The following is a 26351-nucleotide window of genomic DNA, read 5'->3' as shown; positions in this document are numbered from 1 at the left end:
CCAACCATGTTTAGCAAAAAGTTTCGCAACATCCTGCTGTTCGGTTGCATCGCAGCGATTTTCGGTGCGGTCGGCTACTGGAACATCAGCCCGGAACGCTTCCTCGACAAGCCGCCGGTTTCGGCAGAGGAAAGCCCGATCGACTGGTATGCGACCAATACCCACACGATCCAGTACCTCGAAGACGGCAAAGTGCAATACGAAATGACGTCCGACAAGGCTGAGCACGTCAAGGCGACCGACATTACACTGGTCACCAAACCCGATCTGAACATGTTCCGTGGCACCGATTTCCCATGGCACGTGACCAGCGAGCGCGGTGAAGTGAACTCCGGTGGCACCGAGGTCGAGCTGATCGACTCGGTACGCGTCAAGCGCACCGACGAAAAGAACCGCGACACCCTGATCACCTCCACTCGCATGACGGTGTTCCCGCAGCAGCAATATGCGCAGACCCAGCAACCCGTTAGAATCGACGGCGCTGGCGGTGTATCGACTGGCGTAGGAATGAAAGCGTATTTGAAGGAAAGCAGGATACACCTGCTATCGAACGTAAGAGGACAGTATGAGGCTCGTTAAAACCCTCCCTATTTTGCTCAGTCTGGGCGCAGCACTGGGAAGCGTGAGCGCCTGGGCTCTGCCGAACGATCAAGAGCAGCCAATCCGCATTCAGGCCGACGATGCCCAGCTGGACGACAAGAACGGCGTTGCCACCTACAAAGGCGACGTGATCATCACCCAGGGTTCGATGATCGTCAAAGGCAACACCGTGACCATGACCCGTGCGCCTAACGGCGATATCGACGTCGTGACTTCGGTGGGCAACCTCGCCTACTTCGAACAGTTGCAGACTGCTGGCGACACCAAACCCGTTCAGGGCTGGGGTGTGACCATTCAGTATCACGCGGCGCAAAACCGCGTTGTATTGATCGACAAGGCAAAAGTCGTCGACAAGGACAACAACACCACTCAGGGCGAGAAAATCGTCTATGACACGGTGAAGAAACTGGCCAGCGCCGGTCGAGCCACTGGCAGCAAGGTCACCGAAGCGCGTCCGCGCATCGACATGGTGATCCAGCCGAAGAAGAAAACCGACGAGAAAACCCAGTAATGGCAACTCTGAAAGCTCAGCACCTGGCCAAGGCCTATAAAAGCCGCCAGGTCGTGCGCGACGTCAGCCTGTCGATCGACAGCGGTCAGATCGTTGGCCTGCTCGGCCCGAACGGCGCCGGCAAGACCACCTGCTTCTACATGATCGTTGGCCTGGTCCAGGCCGATCAGGGTCGCGTACTGATCGACGACCTGGACGTCAGCCACCAGCCGATGCACGGTCGCGCCAAGGCCGGTATCGGCTATCTGCCGCAAGAAGCGTCGATCTTCCGCAAACTGTCGGTGGCCGACAACATCATGGCCATCCTCGAGACTCGTCAGGAGCTCGACAAGGCCGGCCGTCGCAAGGAGCTGGAAAGCCTGCTGCAGGAATTCCACATCAGCCACATCCGCGACAACCTCGGCATGAGCCTGTCCGGTGGTGAGCGCCGCCGCGTGGAAATCGCCCGCGCACTGGCCACGGCACCGAAGTTCATCCTGCTCGACGAACCGTTCGCCGGTGTCGACCCGATCTCCGTGGGCGACATCAAGCAGATCATCCATCACCTCAAGGCCAAGGGCATCGGCGTTCTTATCACCGACCACAACGTCCGTGAGACGCTGGATATCTGCGAAACCGCCTACATCGTCAACGACGGCCAGTTGATCGCCGAAGGCGACTCCGCGACCATCCTCGCCAACGATCTGGTGAAGGAAGTCTATCTGGGTCACGAGTTCCGCCTGTAAGCACGACGGCATTCGACCAGCCGTCCGGGTGCTGTAACGTTGAAGCGCCTTTTTATACGCTTTTATTGTTACAGCGCTCTAGGCAAACACGACAGTTTCAGGCATATAATTTGCTTAAGTTTGGCGCTCCGGCGCCCTGTAGTGGATGGCGCATAGCGCCGGCGAATAAGGTGTTAAGCCCCTGCCATGAAACCATCGCTAGTCTTGAGAATGGGCCAGCAGCTGACGATGACACCGCAGCTGCAACAGGCCATCCGCCTGCTCCAATTGTCGACCCTGGATCTGCAACAGGAAATCCAGGAGGCTCTGGAATCCAATCCGATGCTCGAACGCCAGGAAGACGGCGACGACTTCGACAACTCCGATCCCATGGCCGACAACGCCGAACAGAAGCCCAACACCGAGATCCAGGAACCCTCCTATCAGGAGACCGCGCCGACAGTCGATAACCTCGAAGACGGCGAATGGAACGAGCGAATCCCCAACGAACTGCCCGTCGACACCGCCTGGGAAGACGTCTACCAGACCAGCGCCAGCAGCCTGCCCAGCAGCGACGATGACGAGTGGGACTTCACCACCCGCACCTCCGCCGGCGAGAGCCTGCAAAGCCACCTGCTGTGGCAGTTGAACCTGGCACCGATGTCCGACACCGATCGCCTGATCGCCGTCACCCTGATCGATTGCATCAACAATCAGGGCTACCTCGACGAAACCCTCGAAGAAATCCTCGACGCCTTTGATCCGGAGCTCGACATCGAGCTGGACGAGATCGAAGCCGTCCTTCACCGCATTCAGCAATTCGAACCGGCCGGCATCGGCGCACGCAACCTGGGCGAATGCCTGCTGCTGCAATTGCGCCAGCTGTCGGCCAAGACCCCTTGGCTGGCCGAGGCCAAGCGCCTGGTCACCGATTACATCGACCTGCTCGGCAGCCGCGATTACAGCCAGCTGATGCGCCGCATGAAGCTCAAGGAAGACGAGCTGCGCCAGGTCATCGAACTGGTGCAGAGCCTCAACCCGCGCCCCGGTTCGCAAATTGAATCCACCGAAGCCGAGTACGTGGTGCCTGACGTCATCGTGCGCAAGGACAACGAGCGCTGGCTGGTCGAGCTGAATCAGGAGTCGGTGCCGCGTCTGCGAGTCAACGCCCAGTACGCCGGTTTCGTGCGCCGCGCCGACACCAGTGCCGATAACACCTTCATGCGCAATCAGTTGCAGGAAGCCCGCTGGTTCATCAAGAGCCTGCAGAGCCGCAACGAAACCCTGATGAAAGTGGCCACCCAGATCGTCGAGCACCAGCGCGGCTTTCTGGAGTACGGCGACGAAGCCATGAAGCCGCTGGTGCTGCATGACATCGCTGAAGCCGTGGGCATGCACGAGTCGACGATTTCCCGCGTGACCACGCAAAAATTCATGCATACCCCACGGGGCATATATGAACTGAAATACTTTTTCTCCAGCCATGTGAGCACCTCCGAAGGCGGTGAATGCTCGTCCACGGCGATCCGCGCGATCATCAAGAAACTGGTTGCCGCGGAAAATCAGAAAAAGCCGTTGAGTGACAGCAAGATCGCTGGTTTACTGGAGGCACAAGGCATTCAGGTGGCTCGCCGCACCGTCGCCAAGTACCGCGAATCCCTCGGGATCGCGCCTTCGAGCGAACGCAAGCGGTTGATGTAAGCCACGTTACAGCGTTCCAGTGGCAGGCTCTTCGGCCTGCCGCTTTATGCACTGGCAACGAAGGAGAAGCTGTATGCAAGTCAACATCAGTGGACACCAACTGGAAGTTACCCAACCTCTCCGTGAGTACGTTGAGCAAAAGCTCAAGAGGCTTGAGGGACATTTCGACAAGATCACCAACGTGCAAGTCACGATGTGCGTCGAAAAGCTGAAGCAGAAAATCGAAGCCACGCTGCATATTCCCGGCAACGAGGTCGTCGCAAACGCGGAACATACCGATATGTACGCTGCGATCGACGCGCTGACCGACAAGCTTGATAAACAACTCAAAAAGCATAAGGAAAAGACCCAGAGCCTGCTTCAGGGCGCTACCGGTCGATAACCCCCACCCCCATGATCCGACTTGAAAGTATCCTGACCCCCGGCCGTTCCCTGGTGAACGTGCCGGGCGGCAGTAAAAAGAAAGCCCTCGAACAAATTGCCAACCTGATCGCCCGGGAAGTCCCGGATCTGGAGATGCAAGATGTCTTCGAGGCATTGATTGCCCGTGAAAAACTGGGTTCCACCGGTTTTGGCAACGGCATCGCCATTCCTCACTGCCGCCTCAAGGGCTGTGAAGCGCCGATCAGTGCGCTGATGCACCTTGATGCTCCTATCGATTTCGACGCTATCGACGGTGCGCCTGTGGACCTGCTGTTCGTCCTGCTGGTGCCGGAAGCCGCCACCGATGCGCACCTGGAACTGTTACGCCAGATCGCCAGCATGCTCGACCGCAAGGACGTGCGCGACAGACTGCGTAGCGCGCCAAGCAACGAAGCGTTGTACCAGGTTGTACTGGAAGAACAGAACAGGCCGTAACCATGCGCTTGATCATTGTCAGTGGCCGTTCCGGCTCGGGTAAAAGTACCGCCCTGGATGTCCTTGAGGACAACGGTTACTACTGCATCGATAACCTGCCGGCCGGTCTACTGCCGGAGCTGGCCGAACGCGCCCTGATTCACACCGAGCTGGCGCAGCCACTGGTGGCGGTCTCGATCGATGCACGCAATCTGCCGAGCCATCTGACCCGATTTCCGGAATTGCTTGAGGACGCACGTGCCAAGCATATTCAATGCGATGTCCTGTACCTGGATGCCGACGAAGAAACGCTGCTCAAGCGTTTCTCTGAAACTCGTCGCCGCCACCCACTGAGCAACGCCAATCGTTCGCTGGCAGAGGCCATTCAGGATGAAAGCGCCCTGCTCGGCCCCATTGCCGATCTTGCCGACCTGAAAATCAACACCACCAACCTCAATCTCTATCAGCTGCGCGACACCATCAAACTGCGCCTGTTGAACCAGCCGGAGCCGGGCACGGCGTTTCTGGTGGAGTCGTTCGGTTTCAAACGCGGCATGCCGGTGGATGCGGATCTGGTGTTCGATGTACGCTGCCTGCCGAACCCGTACTGGAAACCGGAGCTGCGCGCGCAATCCGGTCTCGATCAGCCGGTCGCCGAATATCTGGCGGCGCAGCCGGAGGTCGAGGAGATGTACCAGGACATTTACGCGTATCTGTACAAATGGTTGCCACGCTTTGCGGCGAGCAACCGCGCTTACGTCACCATTGCCATCGGCTGCACCGGCGGGCATCACCGTTCCGTTTACCTGACCGAACGTCTTGGCCAGGCGCTGCAGAAGACCCTGAAGAACGTCCAGGTTCGCCACCGCGACCTCAGCTAAAGGATTCACACCGCGATGCCTGCTCGTGAAATCGAAATCATCAACAAGCTGGGCCTGCATGCCCGCGCATCGGCAAAATTCGTCGGAGTGGCGGGCCAGTTTCCCGATTGCACGATCAGAGTGGGCCGCACCCCGGAAACCACGGTTGACGGTAAAAGCATCATGGCGATGATGATGCTCGCAGCCGGCAAGGGCACCAAGATCCACCTGAGTACCGATGGCCACCAGGAACAGGAAGCCATGGACGCGCTGGTGACCCTGATCAACAACTACTTCGACGAAGGTGGTTGAAAACGCTTGAAGCGAGGGAGCATGCTCCCTCCTCCCGGTTCATCCCAACGCGGTATCCATCACCATCATCAGACAGAAGCCGATCAGCAATCCCAGGCTTGCCAGCTTCTCGTGACCATTGCGTCGCGACTCCGGAATGACCTCGTGAGTCACCACCAGCAGCATAGCGCCTGCCGCCAACGCCAATCCCAAAGGCAGCAACAACTCGGCAAGACTGACCAGCCAAGCGCATAGCAGCGCGAACACCGGCTCGACCAGACCTGACGCGGCACCAATCAAAAACGCCTTGACCCGCGACATCCCGGCACCGGCCAGTACCAGTGCAATCACCAGCCCTTCCGGCACATCCTGCAAGGCAATGCCCATCGCCAGACTGTCTGCGTCCGGCATCCCACCACCCGCCGAGACGCCGACCGCCATGCCTTCCGGGATGTTATGGGCAATGATGGCGAACACGAACAACCAGATCCGTGGCGGAATCACCGGATGCTCGACAGTGCCGATGAGCATTTCCGGCGAGGCACCCGACACCCGGCGATCAACCAGATACAGGCCGAACGCCCCGAGCATGATGCCGAAACAGATCAGGCCGCTGGCGCCCCACGGGCTCAGACCCAGACTTTCGGCGGCGGCGATTCCCGGCACGATCAGCGAAAACGCGGTTGCCGCCAGCATCACGCCGGCGCCAAAACCCAGCAGCGTATCGCCCAGCGCCTGGGGCATGTTGCGGATCACCAGCACCGGAACCGCGCCGAGGGCGGTGCCGAGGGCGCAGATCGCGCCGCCCTGTAACGCTCGCGACAGCCTCGGTTCCAGATTCAGCCATTCCAGTCCGTGGGCGACCAGCAAGGTCATGCCCGCCAACAGCAGCAGCGATCCAATTGCGTAACGAAACATACGCCCACTTCCGATCGCCAGTGTTTCAGTGCCCATAGTCAGCCTTGGATTGTTTTTATAGGAGACTTAAACCAGCGCGGCCTGATAGCGCGCAGCGACTTCTGGCCAGTTGATCACGTTGTAGAACGCGCTGATGTATTCCGGCCGACGGTTCTGATAGCGCAGATAGTAGGCGTGCTCCCACACGTCGAGGCCGAGAATCGGCGTGTTGCCGTTCATCAGTGGGCTATCCTGGTTACCGCTGCTTTCCACCACCAGTTTCTTTTCCGGGGTGACGCTGAGCCAGGCCCAGCCACTGCCGAAGCGGGTCAGTGCGGCTTTGGTGAAGGCCTCTTTGAAGCTGTCGAGGCCACCCAGTTGCTCATCGATCGCCTTGGCCAGCGCGCCGTCCGGCTTACCGCCACCGCCGGGCACCATCACTTCCCAGAACAGCGAATGGTTGGCGTGACCGCCGCCCTGATTGATCACCGCCGCGCGGAGTTTTTCCGGCAGTTGCTGGACACTGGCAACCAGTTTCTCCACCGGCCATTCCGCGAACTCGGTGCCCTCGACCGCAGCGTTCAGGTTATTGATGTAGGTCTGGTGATGCTTGGTGTAGTGGATCTCCATGGTTTGCGCATCAATGTGCGGCTCCAGTGCGTCATAGGCGTAAGGCAAGGCTGGCAGGGTAAAAGCCATTTCAATGGACTCCATGGTGATGTGGGGCAGGCGCGCGGCGCGCATTGCCGGTATCCGGGTGCAGCAAACGCTGGGTGCGCGGGTATTCGCCGTGTTCGCTGATGAAATTGAGCAGCTCGACGTAGGTTTTGCTGCTCTGGCGAAGGGCTGCTTCACGCAGCGCCGGGCGCAGGCGCTCGTCCTGCATGGTCTGCAACAGGCGCTGGTGGATCGCGCAGAGGTATTCGGCGCTCTCCTCCGGCTGATTCAGGCGCAGATGCAGATCCGCCAGGTTGTGGTGGGAGATGACGCAGGCCGCCACCGCTTCGTCGGCATCGGCCCAGCGCTCGAACAACACCTGTGCCAGGGCCAATGCTTGCAGGTAGGCCTCGCGGGCATCGATCAGCTCGCCCAGCATGAAGCAGCGATTGGCCCGTTCGATCGTGCGTTTCCAGTGCTCCATGGTGAACCTCCAAAGCGGTTGCGGTGCTTACACGCCGCCGGCGGTGAGCTTCTCGGGATTGAGCAACTCTTCCAGCTGGCTGCGCGACAGGTCGGTGTGTTCCAGCGCAACGTCGATCACCGGGCGACCCTGTTTGTAGGCCTGCTTGGCGATTTCGGCGGCTTTCTGGTAACCGATGATCGGGTTGAGCGCAGTGACCAGAATCGGGTTGCGCGACAGCGCTTCCTTGAGGCGCGACTCGTTGACCTTGAAGCTGGCAATCGCCTTGTCACCCAGAAGACGGCTGGAGTTGGCCAGCAACTCGATGCTGCTCAACAGGTTCTGGGCGATGATCGGCAGCATCACGTTCAGTTCGAAATTGCCCGACTGACCGGCGATGGTGATCACCGAATCGTTGCCGATCACTTGCGCGGCGACCATGGCGGTGGCTTCCGGAATCACCGGATTGACCTTGCCCGGCATGATCGACGAGCCCGGTTGCAGGCCTTCCAGTTCGATTTCACCGAGACCGGCAAGCGGGCCGGAGTTCATCCAGCGCAGGTCGTTGGCGATTTTCATCAGCGAAACGGCAGTGGCCTTGAGCTGCCCCGACACGGCTACAGCAGTGTCTTGCGAGCCGATCAGAGCGAACAGATCCTTGCCCGGTGTGAACTGGACGTTGGTCAACTGGCTGAGCTGGCGGCTGAAACGCGCAGCGAATTCCGGATGCGCGTTGATCCCGGTGCCGACCGCCGTACCGCCCTGGGCCAGGGATTGCAGGCTTGGCAGCAAATCCTGCAGGTGACCGATATTGGCCTTGAGCTGCTGCGCCCAACCGTTGAGCACCTGGCTCATGCGCACCGGCATGGCGTCCATCAAGTGGGTGCGGCCGGTCTTGACGTGGTGATGGACTTGCTCGGACTTGCGTTCGATCACTTGCACCAGATGCAGCAGCGCTGGCAGCAGTTGTTCATGCAAGGCCAGCGCGGCGCTGACGTGGATGGTGGTCGGAATGATGTCGTTGCTGCTCTGCCCGCAGTTGACGTGATCGTTGGCGTTCACCGGCTCTTCGAGCAGACGGCTGGCCAGGGTGGCGATCACTTCGTTGGCGTTCATGTTGGAGCTGGTGCCGGAGCCTGTCTGGAATATATCCACCGGAAAATGCTGCATGAAGTCGCCTTCCAGCAGACCTTGGGCGGCATCGCTGATGGCTTTGCCTTGCGCGGCGCTGAGCTGGTTGAGTTCGACGTTGGCGCGGGCGGCGGCCGCTTTCGCCAGAATCAGGGCGCGGATGAACTGGGTCGGCATCGGTTTGCCGCTGATCGGGAAGTTATCCACTGCGCGCTGGGTCTGCGCGCCGTAGAGAGCGTCCACCGGCACCTGCAGTTCGCCCATGCTGTCGCGCTCAATACGTGTCTTGGTCATCGGTAAATCCTTGGACTAATTCAATGAGAGGAATCGAGGGTTGCAACTCGCAGGTGGCAAGCTGCCAGGTGTAGCTTTGCCAGCGTTTGAGCCGGCATTTGCACAGTGACAGGCGCTCCATTTCACGCAGCGGGCGCCAGGCTTGATCGAGGCAGAGGCTGCGCCAGTGCCACGGCAACGCGATGTCGGTGGCCGTGTCGAGCAGCAGACGGAAAGAGGTTTCGGCGACCGTCCAGGGCGAGGTCGCCGTGCAGCAGGCCAGGTATCGACCTTCGGCCAGGTAGTGTTCGATCAGGCGCGGTTCGTCGGGATCCATCGCGCAACGGATCTGGCGACTCATCCAGCGCCAGCTTTCGAGATACGGCTGCTCGTGCAAGGCAGAACTCATGATCCTGGGCTCATCCGATAATGAGATTTATTATTAGATGATAATGAGAACCAAAACAAGAGCGGCTTTTTTGCTGCCTTCACCAACCCGAAAAATTTGCGAACACAAAAAAAGGCGCGCCACCCAATCGGGTGGCGCGCCTTTTTTGTAACTGCCTGCGGCTTAGCTGCCCGCGACAGTCATCTTCTCGATCAACACCGAACCGGTGCGAATGTTGCTGCGAAGCTCCAGATCGTTACCCACCGCGACGATCTGCTTGAACATGTCACGCATGTTGCCGGCGATGGTCACTTCCTGCACCGCGAACTGGATTTCACCGTTCTCGACCCAGAAACCCGCCGCACCGCGCGAGTAATCACCGGTCACCATGTTCAGGCCATGGCCCATCAACTCGGTGACCAACAGGCCACGCCCCATACGCCGCAGCAAGGCAGCCTGGTCTTCATCGCCATGGGTGACGAACAGGTTATGCACGCCGCCCGCGTTAGCGGTGCTCGGCATGCCGAGTTTGCGACCGGAATAAGTGCCAAGGATGTAAGAGACCAACTCGCCTTTCTCGACGAACGGTTTGGCATAGGTCGCCAAGCCGTCACCATCGTAGGAAGCACTGCCCATGGCACGCATCAGGTGCGGACGCTCGTCGATGGTCAGCCATTCCGGGAACAGCTTCTGCCCCAGGGTGCCTTCGAGGAACGACGATTTGCGATAGAGACTGCCGCCGGAAATCGCCGACAGGAAACTACCGAACAACCCACCCGCCAGTTCCGCCGAAAACAAAACCGGCACTTCGCAGGTCGGCACCGGACGCGCACCCAGACGGCTCGCCGCCCGCTGTGCCGCACGCTGACCAATGCTCACCGGATCCGCCAGCAAGCTGCCCTGACGGTTCACGTCATACCAGTAATCGCGCTGCATCTGGCCATCGGCTTCTGCAATCATCACGCAGCTCAGGCTGTGTCGGGTCGAAGCGTAACCACCGATGAAACCGTGGCTGTTGCCGTACACGCGGCAGCCCTGATGGGTGCTCAACGTGGTGCCATCGGCATTCTTGATGCGCGCATCGGCGTCGAACGCGGCGGCTTCGCAGAGGAGTGCCTTCTCGATGGCCTGTTCCGGAGTGATGTCCCATTGGTGGAACAGGTCGAAATCCTGAATATCCCGGGCCATCAGCGCGGCATCGGCCAACCCCGAGGCTTCGTCTTCGGAGGTGTGCTTGGCAATCGCCAGCGCCGCAGCGACGGTTTCGCGAATCGCATCCGGCCCGGTGGCGGACGTACTGGCCGAACCCTTGCGCTGGCCGACGTACAACGTGATGCCAAAACCTTGATCGCGGTTGAACTCGACCGTTTCGACTTCACGTTGACGCACCGACGTCGACAGGCCCTGCTCCAGCGACACCGCTACTTCGCAGGCACTGGCACCCTGACGCTTGGCTTCGGCGATGATCTGCTCGACCTGTTCCTGCAGTGCCGGCAATGCCTGTGGGCCGACGCTTTCAACTGCACTCATGCTCATCTCCACTCAAATTCTGCTTTCGGCTGGGGCCTTCGAGCGACCGGGCCGGACAAGCGGCCCCCGACTGGTTATCATGGCGGCGTTTCTTTGCGGACTGCCACCATGGTTGATTCTTACGACGACTCCCTCGATACGGGAGAAAAAAGCAAATCCCAGGTCAAACGCGAGCTACATGCTCTGGTTGACCTTGGCGAGCGCCTTACAACGCTCAAGCCCGACTTGCAGGCAAAACTGCCATTGACCGACGCTTTGCGCCGGGCCCTGGCCGATGCGCCCAAGCACACCGCGAACATCGCGCGTAAACGGCATTTGCAGTTCATCGGCAAACTGATGCGCGATCAGGACACTGACGCGATTCTCACCTTGCTCGATCAACTCGATGCCTCTACCCGTCAGTACAACGAGCGTTTCCACAACCTCGAACGCTGGCGTGACCGCCTGATCGCCGGTGACGATGCCGTGCTGGAGAAATTCGTCGTCGATTACCCGGACGCCGACCGCCAGCAACTGCGTTCCCTGATCCGTCAGGCCCAGCACGAGGTTGCGCAAAACAAACCTCCTGCCTCAAGCCGCAAGATCTTCAAGTACATCCGTGAGCTGGACGAGACTCAACGCGGTCTGCGTTGATATTCGCCACCGGGTGGCCGCACCGCGCGCCACCCGAAGCTCCATCCCTTCTTACGCGCCCGTGCCACCCACGGTGATCGCATCGATTTTCAGGGTCGGCTGACCGACACCCACCGGCACCGACTGCCCGTCCTTGCCGCAAGTCCCCACACCGCTGTCCAGCGCCAGGTCGTTACCGACCATCGACACCCGGCTCATCGCTTCCGGACCGTTGCCGATCAACGTTGCGCCTTTGACCGGCGCAGTGATCTTGCCGTCTTCGATCAGATAAGCCTCGCTGGTGGAGAACACGAACTTGCCGCTGGTGATGTCGACCTGACCGCCGCCGAGGTTGGCGCAGTAGATGCCCTTTTTCACCGAGGCGATGATTTCCGCCGGATCGCTCTGGCCGCCGAGCATGTAAGTGTTGGTCATCCGAGGCATCGGCAAGTGTGCGTAGGATTCGCGACGACCGTTGCCTGTGCGGGCCACGCCCATCAGCCGCGCATTGAGCTTGTCCTGCATGTAACCCTTGAGCACGCCGTTTTCGATCAGCGTAGTGCACTCGGTCGGGGTGCCTTCGTCGTCGACGCTCAGGGAACCGCGACGACCGCTCAGGGTGCCGTCATCGACGATAGTGCAAAGCTTGGATGCAACCATTTCGCCCATGCGACCGCTGTAGGCGGAACTGCCCTTGCGATTGAAATCGCCTTCCAGACCGTGGCCGACCGCTTCGTGCAGCAGCACGCCGGACCAGCCCGAACCCAGAACAACCGGCAAGGTGCCGGCCGGTGCCGGAATCGCTTCCAGATTCACCAGCGCCTGACGCAGCGCTTCACGGGCATAACCCATGGCGCGGTCTTCAGCGAGGAAATAACGGTAGTCGGTACGCCCGCCGCCGCCATGGCCACCACGCTCGCGACGGCCGTTCTGCTCGACGATTACGCTGACGTTGAAGCGCACCAGCGGACGCACATCGGCAGCCAGGCCACCGTCGGTCGAAGCTACCAGAATCCGTTCCCAGACCCCGGCCATGCTTACGCTGACCTGTTGGATACGCGGATCGAGGGCGCGGGTCGCAACGTCGATGCGCTTGAGCAGTTCGACTTTTTCAGCGCGGCTCAGGACTTCCAGCGGGTTATCCGGCGCGTACAACTGGGCAACGTCCTGGGTACTGAACGCCTGCACCGTGCCGTTCTGCCCGGCGCGGGAAATCGAACGGGCCGCACGGGCCGCTGCGCCGAGGGCTTCGAGGGTGATCGCGTTGCTGTAGGCGAAACCGGTTTTCTCACCGGACTGCGCCCGCACGCCGACACCCTGGTCGAGGTTGAAACTGCCTTCCTTGACGATGCCGTCTTCCAGCGACCAGGACTCGGAAATCTGCCCCTGGAAATACAGGTCGGCCGCATCGATGCCTGGACCCGCCAGATCACCGAGCACGCCCTGCAGGCTCTCGATCGTCACGCCGCCGGGCGCCAACAGGTGATCACTGACTGAGGACAACAACTCGCTCATAGGTTTTACGCCTTAAATTCGTGTTCTGAAGCAGGTCGCTGTGCGCCCTGCGAAAAAAACCGCCGATGACCCGTCACCGGCATTCGCGCCCGGATGGACGCTTGTTCATTGCTGTCGCGTTCGGCCAGCAACACGGCTTCGCCTTGTTCCTGCTGCGCCAGCACGCGGCCCCACGGGTCGACAATCGCCCCGTGGCCAAAGGTTTCACGCGGCCCCGGATGCGTCCCGCCCTGGGCTGCCGCCAGCACGTAACACTGGGTTTCAATGGCCCGCGCGCGGATCAGTACATCCCAGTGCGCCGCCCCCGTCACTGCGGTGAAGGCCGACGGTGCGGTAATCAGTTCAGCCCCGGCTGCGCGCAATTCGCTGTACAGCTCCGGGAAGCGCAGGTCGTAACACACTGTCAGGCCCAATCGCCCCACAGGCGTGTCTGCGACCACCACGCCGCTGCCATAAGCATAGTCATCGGATTCGCGGTAACGGCCGCGATTGTCTGCTACGTCGACATCGAACAGGTGCAACTTGTCATAGCGTGCAACGATTTCGCCCTGATCGTTCACCAGCAACGAGCAGGCATGGGACTTCGCCTCGGGCTGCCCCACCGGCGGTAACGGCAAGGTGCCGGCCACAATCCATAACCTGAGGTCGCGGGCGGTCTGTTTCAACCACGGCAGGATCGGGCCTTCGCCGAGCGCTTCGGCGCGGCCGATATCGGCGATGTCGCGACGGCCCATGGCGGCGAAGTTTTCCGGCAGCACGGCCAGCTTCGCACCGGCGCTGGCTGCTTGTTCGAGCAAACGTCGGGCATCGCGCAGATTGGCCAGCACATCGCTCTGGCTGACCATTTGAATCACCGCTAAAGACATGGCGCACTCCGCAAGAGGTATGCGGCCATGCTACTCCATCGGTTCAGGGGCTGGCTGTTCAAAAAGGCTTGTCGAAGGTGATTTTCGGCTCTTTCCATGGGCCTTTGACGGTGTATTTGACGCTGGCGAACCGCGCCACGCGATCGCCGATCAGCTTGTCGATCAGGAACAATGCACCGCCGACTGCCGGCGCGCCGACAATCAGCGCGGCAATTGGCAGGTTGTTGGTCACCGGCAAAGTCACCAGCAATTTGGCATCCACCTTGTCGCCCACCAGATCCAGCGTGCCGTCCAGTTCCAGGTTGCTCGAAGGACCGGTCAACTTGATCGGTTCTTTCGTCACATAAACGCCGTTGGTCGCCTCCAGCAATCCCTTGACCCGGTCATAGCTGAGGCCCTTGCCGAACAGGTCGGAGAAGTCGAGGCGCAAACGCCGGCCAATCGAGTTGAAGTTGAGCAGACCAAACACGCGCAATGCCTGAGCGCCGCCCTCCACTTCAACAAATTGGCCTTTGTTGAGGGACGCATCGAGGGTGCCGGAGAAGCGCTTGGTCGCCAGCCACGCCGGCGAGCCCGGCCAGCGGCCGTCGACATCCATGTGGAATTCTTCGCTGGTGACGCTCGGTGCAAAACCCCAGCCCTTGAGCACATCGGCGAGGTTCTTGCCGCCGATCCGCCCCTTGTACCAACTGGTCGTGGCACCGGGTGTGCCTTCCCAGCCGCCGCTGCCCTGCAGGAGGATGCCCTTGAGGCCCAGATCGAGGTTGTTCAGGGCGATGCCCTTGGCGGTCGGCCGAACCTTGAGCGACCAGCCGCCGACCAGATCCTGGCCCTGGAACAATTGATTGATGGTGATATCCAGCGCCGGAATTTTGCTCGGATCGACCGAGGCCAGCGGATCCGGCGCGTTCTCGTCGGCCTGCACCGTCGGGTCCGGTGCCGGCAACCGCACGTATTGCAGGTTCACCGCAATCGGCGCGCCCTTGGCGTCGGGAATGCCGGCCGTGCCTTTGGCCTGCTGACTGTCGAGGGCCAGAGCCCAGGCGCCGGGCTTGCGATTGACCTGCACTGCCGCCTGATCCAGCGTGGTGCCGAAGGCCGTGAGCTTGCCGATCTTGAAGTCCGCGCTGCTGAGCAACTGCTTGGCGTTGCCGCCCGGGTCCTGACCAGCATACTTGTCCAGCAGATCCTGCCAGGGTTTGACGTCCAGCTCGGACAACACGCCGCGTATCCGCAGGCCTTTGTTACCCGGCAATACGGCTTCGCCAGCGCCGAGGAACAACTCGCCCCGGCCATCGGCAAAATTGCCCGGTGGCGCAGCGAAGGTGAAGTTGGCCAGTTGATCGTAATTGACCCAGTAACGCCGCTCCTGTCCCTGCAAGGTCATGCGGAACACCGTGTCACGCCCGACATCGGCCGCCATGCCGAACGGCGCCGGCAGATCCACCGCCACGCCCTTCAGGCTTGAGCTGACCATCAACTGGCTGTCGGCGCCGTCCAGATTCACTTGCAGCTGATAAGGGATGGTTCCGGACACCGGCAACGGCTGGGTCACGCCCAGCCAGTCGGTGAGCTTCTTGACTTCGACCTGCCCCGACGCTGCCACTCTTGTCTTGAGCTTGCCGGGGCCGCCGTCGGCGAAGATCTGCGCAGTGACCGGTTTGTCGAAGGCCCGGGCACTGATGTTCTGCCCGCTCAGGCCCTTGGCGCTGTCGAAGCGGAAATCGCCCTTGAGCTGGCTCAGTTCGAGCTTCGGCTCCGCCAGCTTCAATCGCGCATTGGCAGTTTTGAAGTCGACGAGGATTTTCGGCTGATCGCCCTTGGCCAACGGCACATCGAGTTTGAGCTTGCCTTGCAGATCACCCTCGCCTTCCCAGCCGGCGAAGGTGTCGGCGGTACCGATCGGCGCCTCCTGAAGAATCTTCAAGCCATCGCCCAGCCCGCCGGCAAAACTGCCGTCGAGGAACATATGGCTGTGCTCGCCGCTCGGCACATGGGGAATATTGACGAAGACATCGCTGACCTGCGTGTCGAGCAACTGACCCTTGCTGGCGAGAATCCGCACGCCGCTGTCTTCGATGAACACGTCACCGCTGACCTTGCTCACGTGCGGCCAGCCCGGCTGGAACGCCAGCTCGGCGTCGTGCACCTTGAAGAACAGACTGATGCTGCGATCTGCTTCCCCGGCGTTCTTGTTCAGCGAGCCCTGATACTGGAAGAAGCCTTGATCCACCGCGCCCTTGAGAATCGCCGTGCGCAGCCATTCGTCGAGGGCCGGGCTCAGGACTTCCGGCAGGTACTTGGCGGTGTAACGACCGTCGCCGTCCACCAGGCCGACCCGCAGGTCCATGTAGTCTTCCTGGCTGTGATCGAAATGCAGGCGGATCAGAAAGTCGCCGGCAATCTTGCCTTCCTCGCCGAGCACCTTCAGGTACGGTGCGATCAGGGTGAAACCTTCTTTATCGAGCTTCCAGGTCAACCGCGCGTTGGCCTGAATGTATTGCCACGGCTTGGCGAAAATCGGATCGAGGTGCAGGACGAAATCCTTGCTGTCCATACGCAGCTCGCCGCCGCCGAGGTTGCCGCTGAGACTGCCGCTGACATTCCGCGCGGCCGGCGCGCCGTGATAGGCGTCGAAACCGACCTGGTCAAGGTTGGCGGCGAAGCCAAATTTGCTGTCATCGGTGGCGTTCGGCCGGAAATCCAGCAGCACGTTACGCAGCCCGCCGGTCACTTTCAGGCGCTCGACCACGGTCGCGAAGCCTTGGGGTAACGGGCCGAGGGCATTGAGCAAAGGGGTGATTGGCGTCAGGTCGAGCCGATCGGCCTGCAGATGCCAGAGTTCTTCGTTCTTGTCGGTGGCGGCAGTCTGTTTGATCTGCACATGCGATTCCCAACGGGTTTCGCCGAAATTCATCGCCAGCGAATCAAGCGTGACAGTGGCCCCCTCGGGACCGCGCTGGAAGTAGCCATTGAGCGCCAGATTGTTGATCTGGATCGGCTTGCGTTCGGCGTAGGCACCGGTCAGTTGCGGCGCGTTGAGACGAATCGCAGCACTCTGCAACGCCCCCTCGCGCCAGTTGACCCACAGCTCGCCACCGGCCTTGATCTCGGAGAAATTCCATTGCTGGGTCACGCGCTCGGGCAGCCATTTCGACCAGTCGCTCTGCGGCAGGCTGACGTAACCTTCCACTTCGCTGCCCTGCCACTGACTCGGACGAATCCGCGTGCGCAGGCTCAGCGCCACGGGCTGGCCGTCAGGCAGTGTCAGTCGTGCATCGAGGCGCTGACGGCTGGTGCCGGTCTTGAGATTGAGGCCGACATACGTGAGGGTTAGCGGTGCCTGTTCCCGCGGTTGCAAGGTCACCTGACTGTCGAGCACCGACAGTTGCTGAATCATTTGCATGCGGTTGAACAGTTGCTCGGGATCCATGGGCTGATCCTGCTGCACCGGCAAGCCTTCCAGCGCCCACTTTCCGTCTTCGCCTTCCTTGAGGCTGATCTTCAGACCGTTGAGTTCAAGGTGGGCGATGCGCACTTCGCGGGCCATCAGGCTGGCCCACAGATCCGGCACCGCACGCACCCGATCCAGGCGCAAGGCATTGGCGCCGCTGCCGACCATCACGTCATGGGCCAGCAGGATCGGCGCGAATCCACTCCAGTTGCCTTCCAGCTCGCCGATCTGCAGCGGCATGCCCAAGGCGGCACTGGCCTTGTCTTCGATATCGGTGCGGTATTCGGCCACCAGTGGCGTGAGTTCCCGGCCGAGACTGACGTACAACGCCATCAATACCAGAACCAACGCGCACAGGCCCAGACCCCAGCGGGTCAGTGCGGCCAAAATGCGTGTCAGACGTTCCATGTCAGTTGGCTCCCATGGCAAAAATACTGCAAAAAGCTGAGGCCAGCCGTTTCAGGAAAAGGGTGACGCAGGGGTTCAGAGCAGCACCACGTCATATTGTTCCTGGGAATACATGGTTTCTACCTGGAAGCGTATGGTGCGCCCGATGAAACCTTCAAGTTCGGCCACGTTACCGGACTCTTCATCGAGCAGGCGATCCACCACTTTCTGGTTCGCCAGCACCCGATAACCCTCGGCCTGATAGGCCCGGGCTTCACGCAGGATCTCGCGGAAAATCTCGTAGCAAATGGTTTCCGGGGTTTTCAGCTTGCCCCGGCCCTGACAACTGCTGCACGGTTCGCACAGCACCTGCTCGAGGCTTTCGCGGGTGCGCTTGCGCGTCATCTGCACCAGGCCCAACTCGGTAATGCCGATGATGTTGGTCTTGGCGTGATCGCGCTCCAGCTGTTTCTCCAGGGTACGCAGCACCTGACGCTGGTGCTCTTCGTCTTCCATGTCGATGAAGTCGATGATGATGATCCCGCCCAGATTGCGCAGGCGCATCTGCCGGGCAATCGCGGTCGCGGCTTCGAGGTTGGTCTTGAAGATGGTTTCTTCGAGGTTGCGATGACCGACGAACGCACCGGTGTTCACATCGATGGTGGTCATGGCTTCCGCTGGATCGATCACCAGATAGCCGCCGGACTTCAGCGGCACCTTGCGCTCCAGGGCTTTCTGGATTTCGTCTTCGACGCCGTACAGGTCGAAAATCGGTCGTTCACCCGGGTAGTGTTCCAGACGGTCGGCGATTTCCGGCATCAGTTCGGCGACGAACTGCGTGGTTTTCTGGAAGGTTTCCCGGGAGTCGATGCGGATCTTCTCGATCTTCGGGCTGACCAGATCGCGCAGGGTGCGCAGCGCCAGGCCGAGGTCTTCGTAGATCACGCTCGGTGCGCCGATGGTTTTGATCTGTTCGTTGATCTGATCCCACAGGCGGCGCAGGTAGCGGATGTCCATCAGGATCTCATCGGCCCCGGCACCTTCGGCGGCGGTACGCAAAATGAAGCCGCCAGCCTCCTTGATGCCTTCTTTGGCCACGCAATCGCTGACCACCTGCTTGAGGCGTTCGCGCTCGGCTTCGTCTTCGATCTTCAGGGAAATACCGACGTGGGCGGTGCGTGGCATGTACACCAGATAGCGCGACGGGATCGACAGTTGCGTGGTCAGCCGCGCACCTTTGGAACCGATCGGATCCTTGGTGACCTGCACCACCAGGCTCTGGCCTTCGTGCACCAGAGCGCTGATGCTTTCTACCGCCGGGCCTTCGCGCAGGGAGATTTCCGAAGCATGAATGAAGGCTGCGCGATCCAGACCGATGTCGACGAATGCCGCCTGCATACCCGGCAGGACTCGCACCACCTTGCCTTTATAGATGTTGCCGACGATCCCTCGCTTTTGCGTACGCTCGACGTGCACTTCTTGCAGCACACCGTTTTCGACCACCGCCACGCGCGATTCCATCGGCGTGATGTTGATCAGAATCTCTTCACTCATGGCAGGGTCTCGTTCAGGCATGTTCACGATAATGGCCGCATCTTGTCCGTTCGACGCTTATTGCGCGTTCAGGGTTTGCCAACAGGGTATGCCGAAATGGCCGAGCAGTTCTGCGCTTTCGCACACCGGCAAGCCGACGACCGCCGAGTAACTGCCATTGAGGCCTGCGACGAACACCGCGCCGAGCCCCTGAATGCCGTAGCCACCCGCCTTGTCCCGGGGTTCGCCGCTGGCCCAGTAGGCGGCGGCTTCTTCGCGACTGATCGACCGGAACCGCACCAGACTGCGCACCACCCGCGACTCGCAGCGCTCGCCGTCGAGCACGGCAATTGCTGTCAGCACTTCATGCTCCTTGCCGGACAACATCATCAGCATGGCGCATGCGTCGGCTTCGTCCACCGGTTTGCCAAGAATTTTGCCGTCCAGCACCACGGCGGTATCGGCGCCCAGTACGCAAAACGCTACGTCGCAAACGACGGTGCGCCGCCCGGCCTCGGCCTTGCCGCGCGCCAGGCGCTCGACGTAGGCCGATGGGGATTCATTGGCGAGAGGGGTTTCATCGATATCCGCGCTGATGGCGGTAAACGGAATGCCGATCTGCGTGAGCAACTCACGCCGACGCGGCGACCCTGAGGCGAGGTAAAGCTTTTCCATCAAGACATCTCCCTGTTTGGTGCCCTGCCTCACAAATGCTGTTCCCTTTGGTCGGCGTCTGGTGTTGCCATACTGCGTTGCCGTTCCTCGCCATAGCACGCTATGACTCGTCACGGCGCCTTGTCTGGCAACAACAGCCACTCGCCCAAAAAGAACTTCATTTGCGAGGCAAGGCACTGGTTTGGGCAAATGCCTGACCGAATCAGTTGATTTTGTAGCGCCGGCGCAATCCACGCAAAGCGAAGCTGACCCATGGCCAGAGCAAGGCACTGACCAGTGCCGGCAGTACCAACGCGAGGGTCGGCTGACGGTTGCCGGTCAAGGCACTGAGCCAAAGCTGTACGAGCTGGGCGAGGCCGAAGATCACCAGGACGACCAGGCTCTGCTGCCACATCGGGAACATTCGCAGCCGTTGCTGCAACGACAGCACCAGGAACGTGATCAGTGTCAGGATCAAGGCATTCTGACCGAGCAGATCGCCCTGCAGCACGTCTTCGGCCAGCCCCAGGCAGAAGGCCGTGACCATGCCGACGGTGTGCGGCAGATACAACGCCCAGAAAGTCAGGAGCAAGGCCAGCCACAGCGGGCGCAGGATTTCCATGAAAATGGGCAATGGCGACACACTGAGCAGAATGCCGACGATAAACGTCAGCCATACAATCCAGCCATTACGCGATGCGGTAGCCCCGACCATTATTCTTGCCTCCCGGTGGTCGCCGGCGCAGTGACTGGCGGTTTGGCCGCTGGTCGAGCCGCCGGCTGATTCGCCGGCGGTTTGCTGGCCGCTGGTGTGGCTGCAGGCGGTTTGCTTGCAGCGGGTTTGGCCGGCGTGGTGCTGGCGGCAGGCGCAGCCGGCGGCGTCGCCGTGGCTGGAGTTGCTGCTGCGGCAGGCGGGGTAACGATTTTCGGTACCGTGGACGGAATCACCGGACCACCACCAAAGGCATCAAGGTTTTCCTGAGCCTGCGCGGCATCATTGGCACGTTCTTCGGCGGTGCGGTTGTCACTGAATACCAGCAGCAGGTAACGGCTGCGGTTCAGTGCGGCGGTCGGCACGGCGCGAACAATGGCGAATGGCTGGCCGGAATCGTGGATCACTTCCTTGACCGTCGCCACCGGATAACCAGCCGGGAAACGCTGACCGAGTCCGGAGCTGACCAGCAGATCGCCTTCCTTGACGTCGGCGGTGTCCGCCACGTGGCGCAGTTCCAGACGCTCGGGGTTACCGGTGCCGCTGGCAATCGCCCGCAGACCGTTACGGTTCACCTGCACAGGAATGCTGTGGGTCGAGTCGGTCAGCAGCAACACACGAGAGGTGTACGGCATCAGTTCGACCACCTGCCCCATCAGGCCGCGAGCATCGAGCACCGGCTGACCGAGCACCACGCCATCACGCTCACCTTTATTGATGATGATGCGATGGGTGAAAGGGTTGGGGTCCATGCCGATCAGCTCGGCCACTTCGACCTTCTCGTTGACCAGCGCGGAGGAGTTGAGCAACTCGCGCAGACGGACGTTCTGCTCGGTGAGGGCGGCAAGCTTCTGCATGCGACCCTGCAACAGCAGGTTCTCCGACTTGAGTTTTTCATTTTCGGCGACGAGCTCGGTGCGACTGCCGAACTGGCTGGCGATACCTTCCCACAACCGTCCGGGCAGGTCAGTGATCCAGTAGGCGTCCATCAGCACCAGCGAGGCCTGGCTGCGTACGGGTTTAAGCAGGCTGAAGCGCGCGTCAACGACCATCAGCGCGACCGACAGTACGGCCAGCACCAACAAGCGCACGCCCAGTGAGGGGCCCTTGGCGAAAAGCGGTTTAATAAGCCGCTCCTCCCAGGCAAATGTTCTGTTTATTCATACGGCATCAAACCGGCCTGGATGAAGACTGACAGAAGATAAACGCCAACAGGCAGCACTGCAAAGTGCTGCCTGTGCGCTCACCCACGTATTGCACCCGGCGATTATTCGCTGGAGAGCAGGTCCATGGTGTGCTTGTCCATCATTTCCAATGCACGGCCACCGCCGCGAGCGACGCAGGTCAGCGGATCTTCGGCAACGATCACCGGCAGACCGGTTTCCTGGGCCAGCAGCTTGTCGAGGTCACGCAGCAGCGCGCCACCACCGGTCAGCACCAGTCCACGCTCGGCGATGTCGGAAGCCAGTTCCGGCGGCGATTGCTCCAAGGCGCTTTTCACGGCCTGAACGATGGTTGCCAGGGACTCTTGCAGAGCTTCCAGCACTTCGTTGGAGTTCAGGGTGAATGCGCGTGGAACGCCTTCGGCCAGGTTGCGACCGCGAACGTCGACTTCGCGAACTTCGCCGCCCGGGTAGGCCGTACCGATTTCCTGCTTGATGCGCTCGGCGGTGGATTCGCCGATCAGGCTGCCGTAGTTGCGGCGCACGTAGGTGATGATCGCTTCGTCGAAGCGGTCGCCGCCAACGCGTACGGATTCGGCATAGACCACACCGTTCAGGGAGATCAGCGCGATTTCGGTAGTACCACCACCGATATCCACGACCATCGAGCCGCGTGCTTCTTCAACCGGCAGGCCGGCACCGATCGCAGCGGCCATCGGCTCTTCGATCAGGAACACTTCACGGGCACCGGCACCAAGGGCCGATTCACGGATGGCACGACGCTCAACCTGGGTGGATTTGCATGGAACGCAGATCAGCACACGAGGGCTGGGCTGCAGAAAGCTGTTTTCGTGAACCTTGTTAATAAAGTATTGCAGCATCTTTTCGCAGACGCTGAAGTCGGCGATCACGCCGTCCTTCATCGGACGAATGGCAGCAATGTTGCCCGGCGTACGGCCAAGCATGCGCTTGGCCTCGGTGCCGACAGCGACGACACTTTTCTGGTTACCGTGTGTCCGAATGGCCACAACCGATGGCTCATTCAGGACGATACCGCGCTCGCGCACGTAAATAAGGGTGTTGGCAGTGCCCAGGTCAATGGAAAGATCGCTGGAAAACATGCCACGCAGTTTCTTGAACATGGGAAAGGGACCCTAGGCAACGCGTGGGTAAAAAAGTGCGGCAAACTCTAACAACGACAGGGATTTTGGGCAAGGCGCCAATATGTTAAATTGGCCGCTTTTCTGTGCACCAAGCCCCACAATCGCGGCCTTATGACCGTAGAAGTGCGGTAGTGTTCCGACAATCTAACACACGGACGCCGTCCGTCCTGTTTTCCACTGGAGAAACCCGATGGCGCTAGAACGCTCCGACGTGGAAAAAATCGCTCATCTGGCCAGCCTTGGCCTGAATGACGCCGATCTTCCACACATCACTTCGGCCCTCAACAGCATTCTCGGGCTGGTCGACGAAATGCAGGCGGTCAATACCGACGGTATCGAGCCGCTGGCCCACCCGCTGGAAGCCAGTCAGCGCCTGCGCGCCGACGTCGTGACCGAAAGCAATAACCGCGAGGCTTATCAGTCCATCGCACCAGCGGTCGAAAACGGCCTGTACCTGGTTCCGAAAGTCATCGACTAAAGGGAAAGAGCCTGCAATGCATCAATTGACTCTGGCCGAGATCGCCCGCGGTCTCGCCGATAAAAAGTTTTCTTCCGAAGAGCTGACCAAAGTCCTGCTGGCGCGCATTACCCAGCTCGATCCGCAGCTCAACAGTTTCATCAGCCTCACCGAAGAGCTGGCCCTCGAGCAGGCGAAAGCCGCCGACGTGCGCCGGGCCAATGGTGAGAGCGGCGCGCTGCTGGGTGCGCCGATCGCCCACAAAGACCTGTTCTGCACCCAAGGCATTCGCACCAGCTGCGGCTCGAAGATGCTCGACAACTTCAAGGCTCCGTACGACGCCACCGTGGTGTCGAAGCTGGCCGCCGCCGGCACCGTGACTCTGGGCAAGACCAACATGGACGAATTCGCCATGGGTTCGGCCAACGAGTCGAGCTGGTACGGCGCGGTGAAAAACCCGTGGAACCTGGAACACGTACCGGGCGGTTCGTCCGGTGGTTCGGCGGCGGCGGTTGCCGCTCGTCTGTTACCAGCCGCAACGGCCACCGACACCGGTGGTTCGATCCGTCAGCCGGCCGCGTTCACCAACCTCACAGGCCTGAAACCGACCTACGGTCGCGTGTCGCGCTGGGGCATGATCGCTTACGCCTCCAGCCTCGATCAGGGCGGCCCACTGGCTCGCACTGCCGAAGACTGCGCGATTTTGTTGCAAGGCATGGCCGGCTTCGATCCGAACGACTCCACCAGCATCGATGAACCGGTGCCGGACTACGCCGCCGGTCTGAATGGCTCGCTGCAAGGCCTGCGCATCGGCGTGCCGAAGGAATACTTCGGCGCCGGTCTTGACCCGCGCATCGCCGACCTGATCCAGAACAGCATCAAAGAGCTGCAGAAGCTCGGTGCCGTGATCAAGGAAATCAGCCTGCCGAACATGCAGCACGCGATTCCTGCGTACTACGTGATCGCCCCGGCAGAAGCCTCCTCCAACCTCTCGCGTTTTGACGGCGTGCGCTTCGGCCACCGCTGCGAAGATCCGAAGAACCTGGAAGACCTGTACAAGCGCTCCCGTGGCGAAGGCTTTGGTGCCGAAGTGCAGCGCCGGATCATGGTCGGTGCCTACGCACTGTCCGCCGGTTACTACGACGCCTACTACCTGAAAGCGCAGAAGATCCGTCGCCTGGTGAAGAACGACTTCATGGCTGCCTTTAATGAAGTCGACATCATCCTCGGCCCGACCACGCCAAACCCGGCCTGGAAACTCGGCGCCAAGAACAGCGACCCGGTCGCTGCCTACCTGGAAGACGTCTACACCATCACCGCCAACCTCGCGGGCCTGCCGGGCCTGTCGATGCCAGCCGGTTTTGTCGATGGTCTGCCGGTTGGCGTGCAACTGCTCGCTCCGTATTTCCAGGAAGGTCGCCTGTTGAACGTTGCCCACCAGTATCAGTTACACACTGACTGGCACACCCGCACCCCAACCGGCTTCTGAGGAGACACACATGCAATGGGAAGTCGTGATCGGGCTGGAGATTCACACCCAGCTCACCACCCGGTCGAAAATCTTTTCCGGTAGTTCCACCACGTTCGGCTCCGAGCCGAACACCCAGGCCAGCCTGATCGACCTGGGCATGCCCGGCGTGTTGCCGGTGCTGAACCAGGAAGCGGTGCGCATGGCGGTGATGTTCGGTCTGGCGATTGACGCCGAGATCGGTCAGCACAACGTGTTCGCGCGTAAAAACTACTTCTACCCGGATCTGCCGAAGGGCTACCAGATCAGCCAGATGGAATTGCCGATCGTCGGCAAGGGCCACCTGGACATCGCGCTGGAAGACGGCACGGTCAAACGCGTCGGCATTACCCGCGCGCACCTGGAAGAAGACGCCGGCAAGAGCCTGCACGAGGAATTCAGCGGTGCCACCGGCATCGACCTGAACCGTGCCGGCACGCCGCTGCTGGAAATCGTTTCCGAGCCTGACATGCGCAGCGCCAAGGAAGCCGTGGCTTACGTCAAGGCGATCCACGCGCTGGTACGTTACCTGGGCATCTGCGACGGCAACATGGCCGAAGGCTCGCTGCGTTGCGACTGCAACGTGTCGATCCGTCCGAAAGGCCAGGTTGAATTCGGCACCCGCTGCGAGATCAAGAACGTCAACTCGTTCCGTTTCATCGAGAAGGCGATCAACTCCGAAATCCAGCGTCAGATCGACCTGATCGAAGACGGCGGCAAAGTGATCCAGCAGACCCGTCTGTACGATCCGAACAAGGACGAAACCCGTCCGATGCGCAGCAAAGAGGAAGCCAACGACTACCGTTACTTCCCCGATCCGGACCTGCTGCCGGTGGTCATCGAGGACTCCTTCCTTAATGACGTGCGCGCCACCCTGCCGGAACTACCACCGCAAAAACGCGAGCGCTTCCAGAGTGCTTTCGGTCTGTCGGCCTACGACGCCAACGTGCTGGCTACCAGCCGTGAGCAGGCGGATTACTTCGAGAAAGTCGCAGCCATCGGCGGCGACGCCAAACTGGCGGCGAACTGGGTGATGGTCGAGTTGGGCAGCCTGCTCAACAAGCAGAACCTGGACATCGAGGATTCGCCGGTTTCGGCCGAGCAACTGGGCGGCATGCTGCAGCGCATCAAGGACAACACCATCTCCGGCAAGATCGCCAAGGTGGTGTTCGAAGCGATGGCCAACGGCGAAGGCAGCGCAGACGAGATCATCGAGAAGCGCGGCCTGAAGCAGGTTACCGACACTGGCGCGATCTCGGCAGTGTTGGACGAAATGCTCGCGGCCAACGCCGAGCAGGTCGAGCAATACCGCGCGGCAGACGAAGCCAAGCGCGGCAAGATGTTCGGCTTCTTCGTCGGCCAGGCCATGAAAGCCTCCAAAGGCAAGGCCAACCCGCAGCAAGTGAACGAACTGCTGAAAAGCAAGCTCGAAGGCTGACCACAATGGAGCCAGATCCAAAGCCTGGCTCCATTCCCTGTGGGAGC

At 60.7% G+C, this 26351-nt stretch carries 26 protein-coding genes; 12 read left to right on the top strand and 14 right to left on the bottom strand.

The window, feature by feature from the left end; all coding sequences use genetic code 11:
* Window positions 1–6: 6 nt before the first annotated feature.
* The 8 genes from lptC (at window position 7) to K5E37_RS06340 (ending at window position 5525) form a co-directional block, all read left to right on the top strand.
* Window positions 7–579: an LPS export ABC transporter periplasmic protein LptC gene (gene lptC, locus K5E37_RS06375; protein WP_007953568.1), complete on the top strand. Its 573-nt coding sequence runs from the start codon at window positions 7–9 to the stop codon at window positions 577–579.
* Window positions 566–1111 carry a lipopolysaccharide transport periplasmic protein LptA gene (gene lptA / locus K5E37_RS06370; RefSeq protein WP_007953570.1) on the top strand — a complete coding sequence of 182 codons (546 nt, stop codon included), beginning with the start codon at window positions 566–568 and terminating at the stop codon, window positions 1109–1111. Before lptC ends, lptA begins: the two co-directional genes overlap by 14 nt.
* Entirely contained in the window at window positions 1111–1836 is a 726-nt protein-coding gene (lptB, locus tag K5E37_RS06365) for an LPS export ABC transporter ATP-binding protein (protein WP_007953572.1), read from the top strand. Before lptA ends, lptB begins: the two co-directional genes overlap by 1 nt.
* A 186-nt stretch (window positions 1837–2022) precedes the next feature.
* A complete protein-coding gene (locus K5E37_RS06360; protein ID WP_011332472.1) occupies window positions 2023–3516 on the top strand; it encodes an RNA polymerase factor sigma-54 in 1494 nt (497 codons plus the stop codon).
* A 73-nt stretch (window positions 3517–3589) separates the two neighbouring features.
* Entirely contained in the window at window positions 3590–3898 is a 309-nt protein-coding gene (gene hpf, locus K5E37_RS06355) for a ribosome hibernation-promoting factor, HPF/YfiA family (protein WP_007953578.1), read from the top strand.
* Between the two features lie 11 nt (window positions 3899–3909).
* Window positions 3910–4374, top strand: coding sequence for a PTS IIA-like nitrogen regulatory protein PtsN (gene ptsN / locus K5E37_RS06350; protein WP_007953580.1), 465 nt, complete (start codon window positions 3910–3912; stop codon window positions 4372–4374).
* Between the two features lie 2 nt (window positions 4375–4376).
* Entirely contained in the window at window positions 4377–5234 is an 858-nt protein-coding gene (gene rapZ, locus K5E37_RS06345) for an RNase adapter RapZ (protein ID WP_221533396.1), read from the top strand.
* A 15-nt stretch (window positions 5235–5249) separates the two neighbouring features.
* Window positions 5250–5525: an HPr family phosphocarrier protein gene (locus tag K5E37_RS06340; RefSeq protein WP_007953585.1), complete on the top strand. Its 276-nt coding sequence runs from the start codon at window positions 5250–5252 to the stop codon at window positions 5523–5525.
* Between the two features lie 39 nt (window positions 5526–5564).
* Here K5E37_RS06340 and K5E37_RS06335 read toward each other — a convergent pair whose 3' ends face one another.
* The 6 genes from K5E37_RS06335 to pmbA all read right to left on the bottom strand — a co-directional run bounded on the left by K5E37_RS06335 (window position 5565) and on the right by pmbA (window position 10843).
* Window positions 5565–6458 (bottom strand): ZIP family metal transporter, encoded by an 894-nt coding sequence (locus tag K5E37_RS06335; RefSeq protein ID WP_085608078.1) that lies wholly within the window; start codon window positions 6456–6458, stop codon window positions 5565–5567.
* Window positions 6459–6488: 30 nt separating this feature from the next.
* Window positions 6489–7100, bottom strand: coding sequence for a superoxide dismutase (locus K5E37_RS06330; protein ID WP_045121714.1), 612 nt, complete (start codon window positions 7098–7100; stop codon window positions 6489–6491).
* Window position 7101: 1 nt separating this feature from the next.
* Complete coding sequence (locus K5E37_RS06325) at window positions 7102–7542, bottom strand: hypothetical protein (RefSeq protein ID WP_007953590.1); 441 nt, start codon at window positions 7540–7542, stop codon at window positions 7102–7104.
* Window positions 7543–7569: 27 nt separating this feature from the next.
* The gene (locus tag K5E37_RS06320) at window positions 7570–8946 is read right to left on the bottom strand and encodes a lyase family protein (protein ID WP_007953592.1); all 1377 of its coding nucleotides are present in this window, start codon (window positions 8944–8946) and stop codon (window positions 7570–7572) included.
* A complete protein-coding gene (locus tag K5E37_RS06315; RefSeq protein WP_085608076.1) occupies window positions 8927–9334 on the bottom strand; it encodes a FagA protein in 408 nt (135 codons plus the stop codon). The genes K5E37_RS06320 and K5E37_RS06315 overlap by 20 nt, the downstream gene beginning before the upstream one ends.
* Before the next feature lie 162 nt (window positions 9335–9496).
* Window positions 9497–10843: a metalloprotease PmbA gene (gene pmbA / locus K5E37_RS06310; protein ID WP_039769277.1), complete on the bottom strand. Its 1347-nt coding sequence runs from the start codon at window positions 10841–10843 to the stop codon at window positions 9497–9499.
* A 108-nt stretch (window positions 10844–10951) separates the two neighbouring features.
* Here pmbA and yjgA point away from each other — a divergent pair, with 108 nt between their 5' ends.
* Window positions 10952–11476, top strand: a complete 525-nt coding sequence (yjgA, locus tag K5E37_RS06305) for a ribosome biogenesis factor YjgA (RefSeq protein WP_007953598.1) — start codon at window positions 10952–10954, stop codon at window positions 11474–11476.
* A 51-nt stretch (window positions 11477–11527) separates the two neighbouring features.
* Here the strand turns inward: yjgA and tldD are convergent, their stop codons facing one another.
* The 8 genes from tldD to mreB form a co-directional block, all read right to left on the bottom strand.
* Window positions 11528–12970, bottom strand: a complete 1443-nt coding sequence (tldD, locus tag K5E37_RS06300; protein ID WP_007953601.1) for a metalloprotease TldD — start codon at window positions 12968–12970, stop codon at window positions 11528–11530.
* A gap of 5 nt (window positions 12971–12975) precedes the next feature.
* The gene (locus K5E37_RS06295; RefSeq protein WP_007953603.1) at window positions 12976–13836 is read right to left on the bottom strand and encodes a carbon-nitrogen hydrolase family protein; all 861 of its coding nucleotides are present in this window, start codon (window positions 13834–13836) and stop codon (window positions 12976–12978) included.
* A 58-nt stretch (window positions 13837–13894) separates the two neighbouring features.
* On the bottom strand, window positions 13895–17698 hold the full coding sequence (locus tag K5E37_RS06290; RefSeq protein ID WP_221533395.1) for a YhdP family protein: 3804 nt from the start codon (window positions 17696–17698) through the stop codon (window positions 13895–13897).
* Between the two features lie 75 nt (window positions 17699–17773).
* Window positions 17774–19231: a ribonuclease G gene (gene rng, locus K5E37_RS06285; RefSeq protein ID WP_007953605.1), complete on the bottom strand. Its 1458-nt coding sequence runs from the start codon at window positions 19229–19231 to the stop codon at window positions 17774–17776.
* Between the two features lie 57 nt (window positions 19232–19288).
* On the bottom strand, window positions 19289–19885 hold the full coding sequence (locus K5E37_RS06280; RefSeq protein ID WP_085608074.1) for a nucleoside triphosphate pyrophosphatase: 597 nt from the start codon (window positions 19883–19885) through the stop codon (window positions 19289–19291).
* A 202-nt stretch (window positions 19886–20087) separates the two neighbouring features.
* Entirely contained in the window at window positions 20088–20579 is a 492-nt protein-coding gene (gene mreD / locus K5E37_RS06275; RefSeq protein ID WP_007953608.1) for a rod shape-determining protein MreD, read from the bottom strand.
* Entirely contained in the window at window positions 20579–21703 is a 1125-nt protein-coding gene (gene mreC / locus K5E37_RS06270) for a rod shape-determining protein MreC (protein ID WP_127796927.1), read from the bottom strand. The genes mreD and mreC overlap by 1 nt, the downstream gene beginning before the upstream one ends.
* A gap of 140 nt (window positions 21704–21843) precedes the next feature.
* Window positions 21844–22881 (bottom strand): rod shape-determining protein MreB, encoded by a 1038-nt coding sequence (gene mreB, locus K5E37_RS06265; protein WP_002555108.1) that lies wholly within the window; start codon window positions 22879–22881, stop codon window positions 21844–21846.
* 211 nt (window positions 22882–23092) lie between these two features.
* On the opposite strand from mreB, the gene gatC reads away from it, so the two are divergent.
* Genes gatC through gatB form a run of 3 tightly spaced genes read left to right on the top strand, consistent with a single transcriptional unit; the run spans window position 23093 to window position 26304 of the window.
* Window positions 23093–23380: an Asp-tRNA(Asn)/Glu-tRNA(Gln) amidotransferase subunit GatC gene (gatC, locus tag K5E37_RS06260; RefSeq protein WP_007953612.1), complete on the top strand. Its 288-nt coding sequence runs from the start codon at window positions 23093–23095 to the stop codon at window positions 23378–23380.
* 16 nt (window positions 23381–23396) lie between these two features.
* The gene (gatA, locus tag K5E37_RS06255) at window positions 23397–24848 is read left to right on the top strand and encodes an Asp-tRNA(Asn)/Glu-tRNA(Gln) amidotransferase subunit GatA (protein ID WP_221533394.1); all 1452 of its coding nucleotides are present in this window, start codon (window positions 23397–23399) and stop codon (window positions 24846–24848) included.
* Window positions 24849–24858: 10 nt separating this feature from the next.
* Window positions 24859–26304, top strand: a complete 1446-nt coding sequence (gatB, locus tag K5E37_RS06250) for an Asp-tRNA(Asn)/Glu-tRNA(Gln) amidotransferase subunit GatB (RefSeq protein ID WP_102686864.1) — start codon at window positions 24859–24861, stop codon at window positions 26302–26304.
* Window positions 26305–26351 lie beyond the last annotated feature (47 nt).

The sequence above is a fragment of the Pseudomonas sp. RIT778 genome (assembly GCF_019718735.1).
GTDB lineage: Bacteria > Pseudomonadota > Gammaproteobacteria > Pseudomonadales > Pseudomonadaceae > Aquipseudomonas > Aquipseudomonas aphyarum.
Note: the sequence above shows the minus strand (reverse complement) of the source record. Positions and strands in the feature narration are given on the sequence as shown.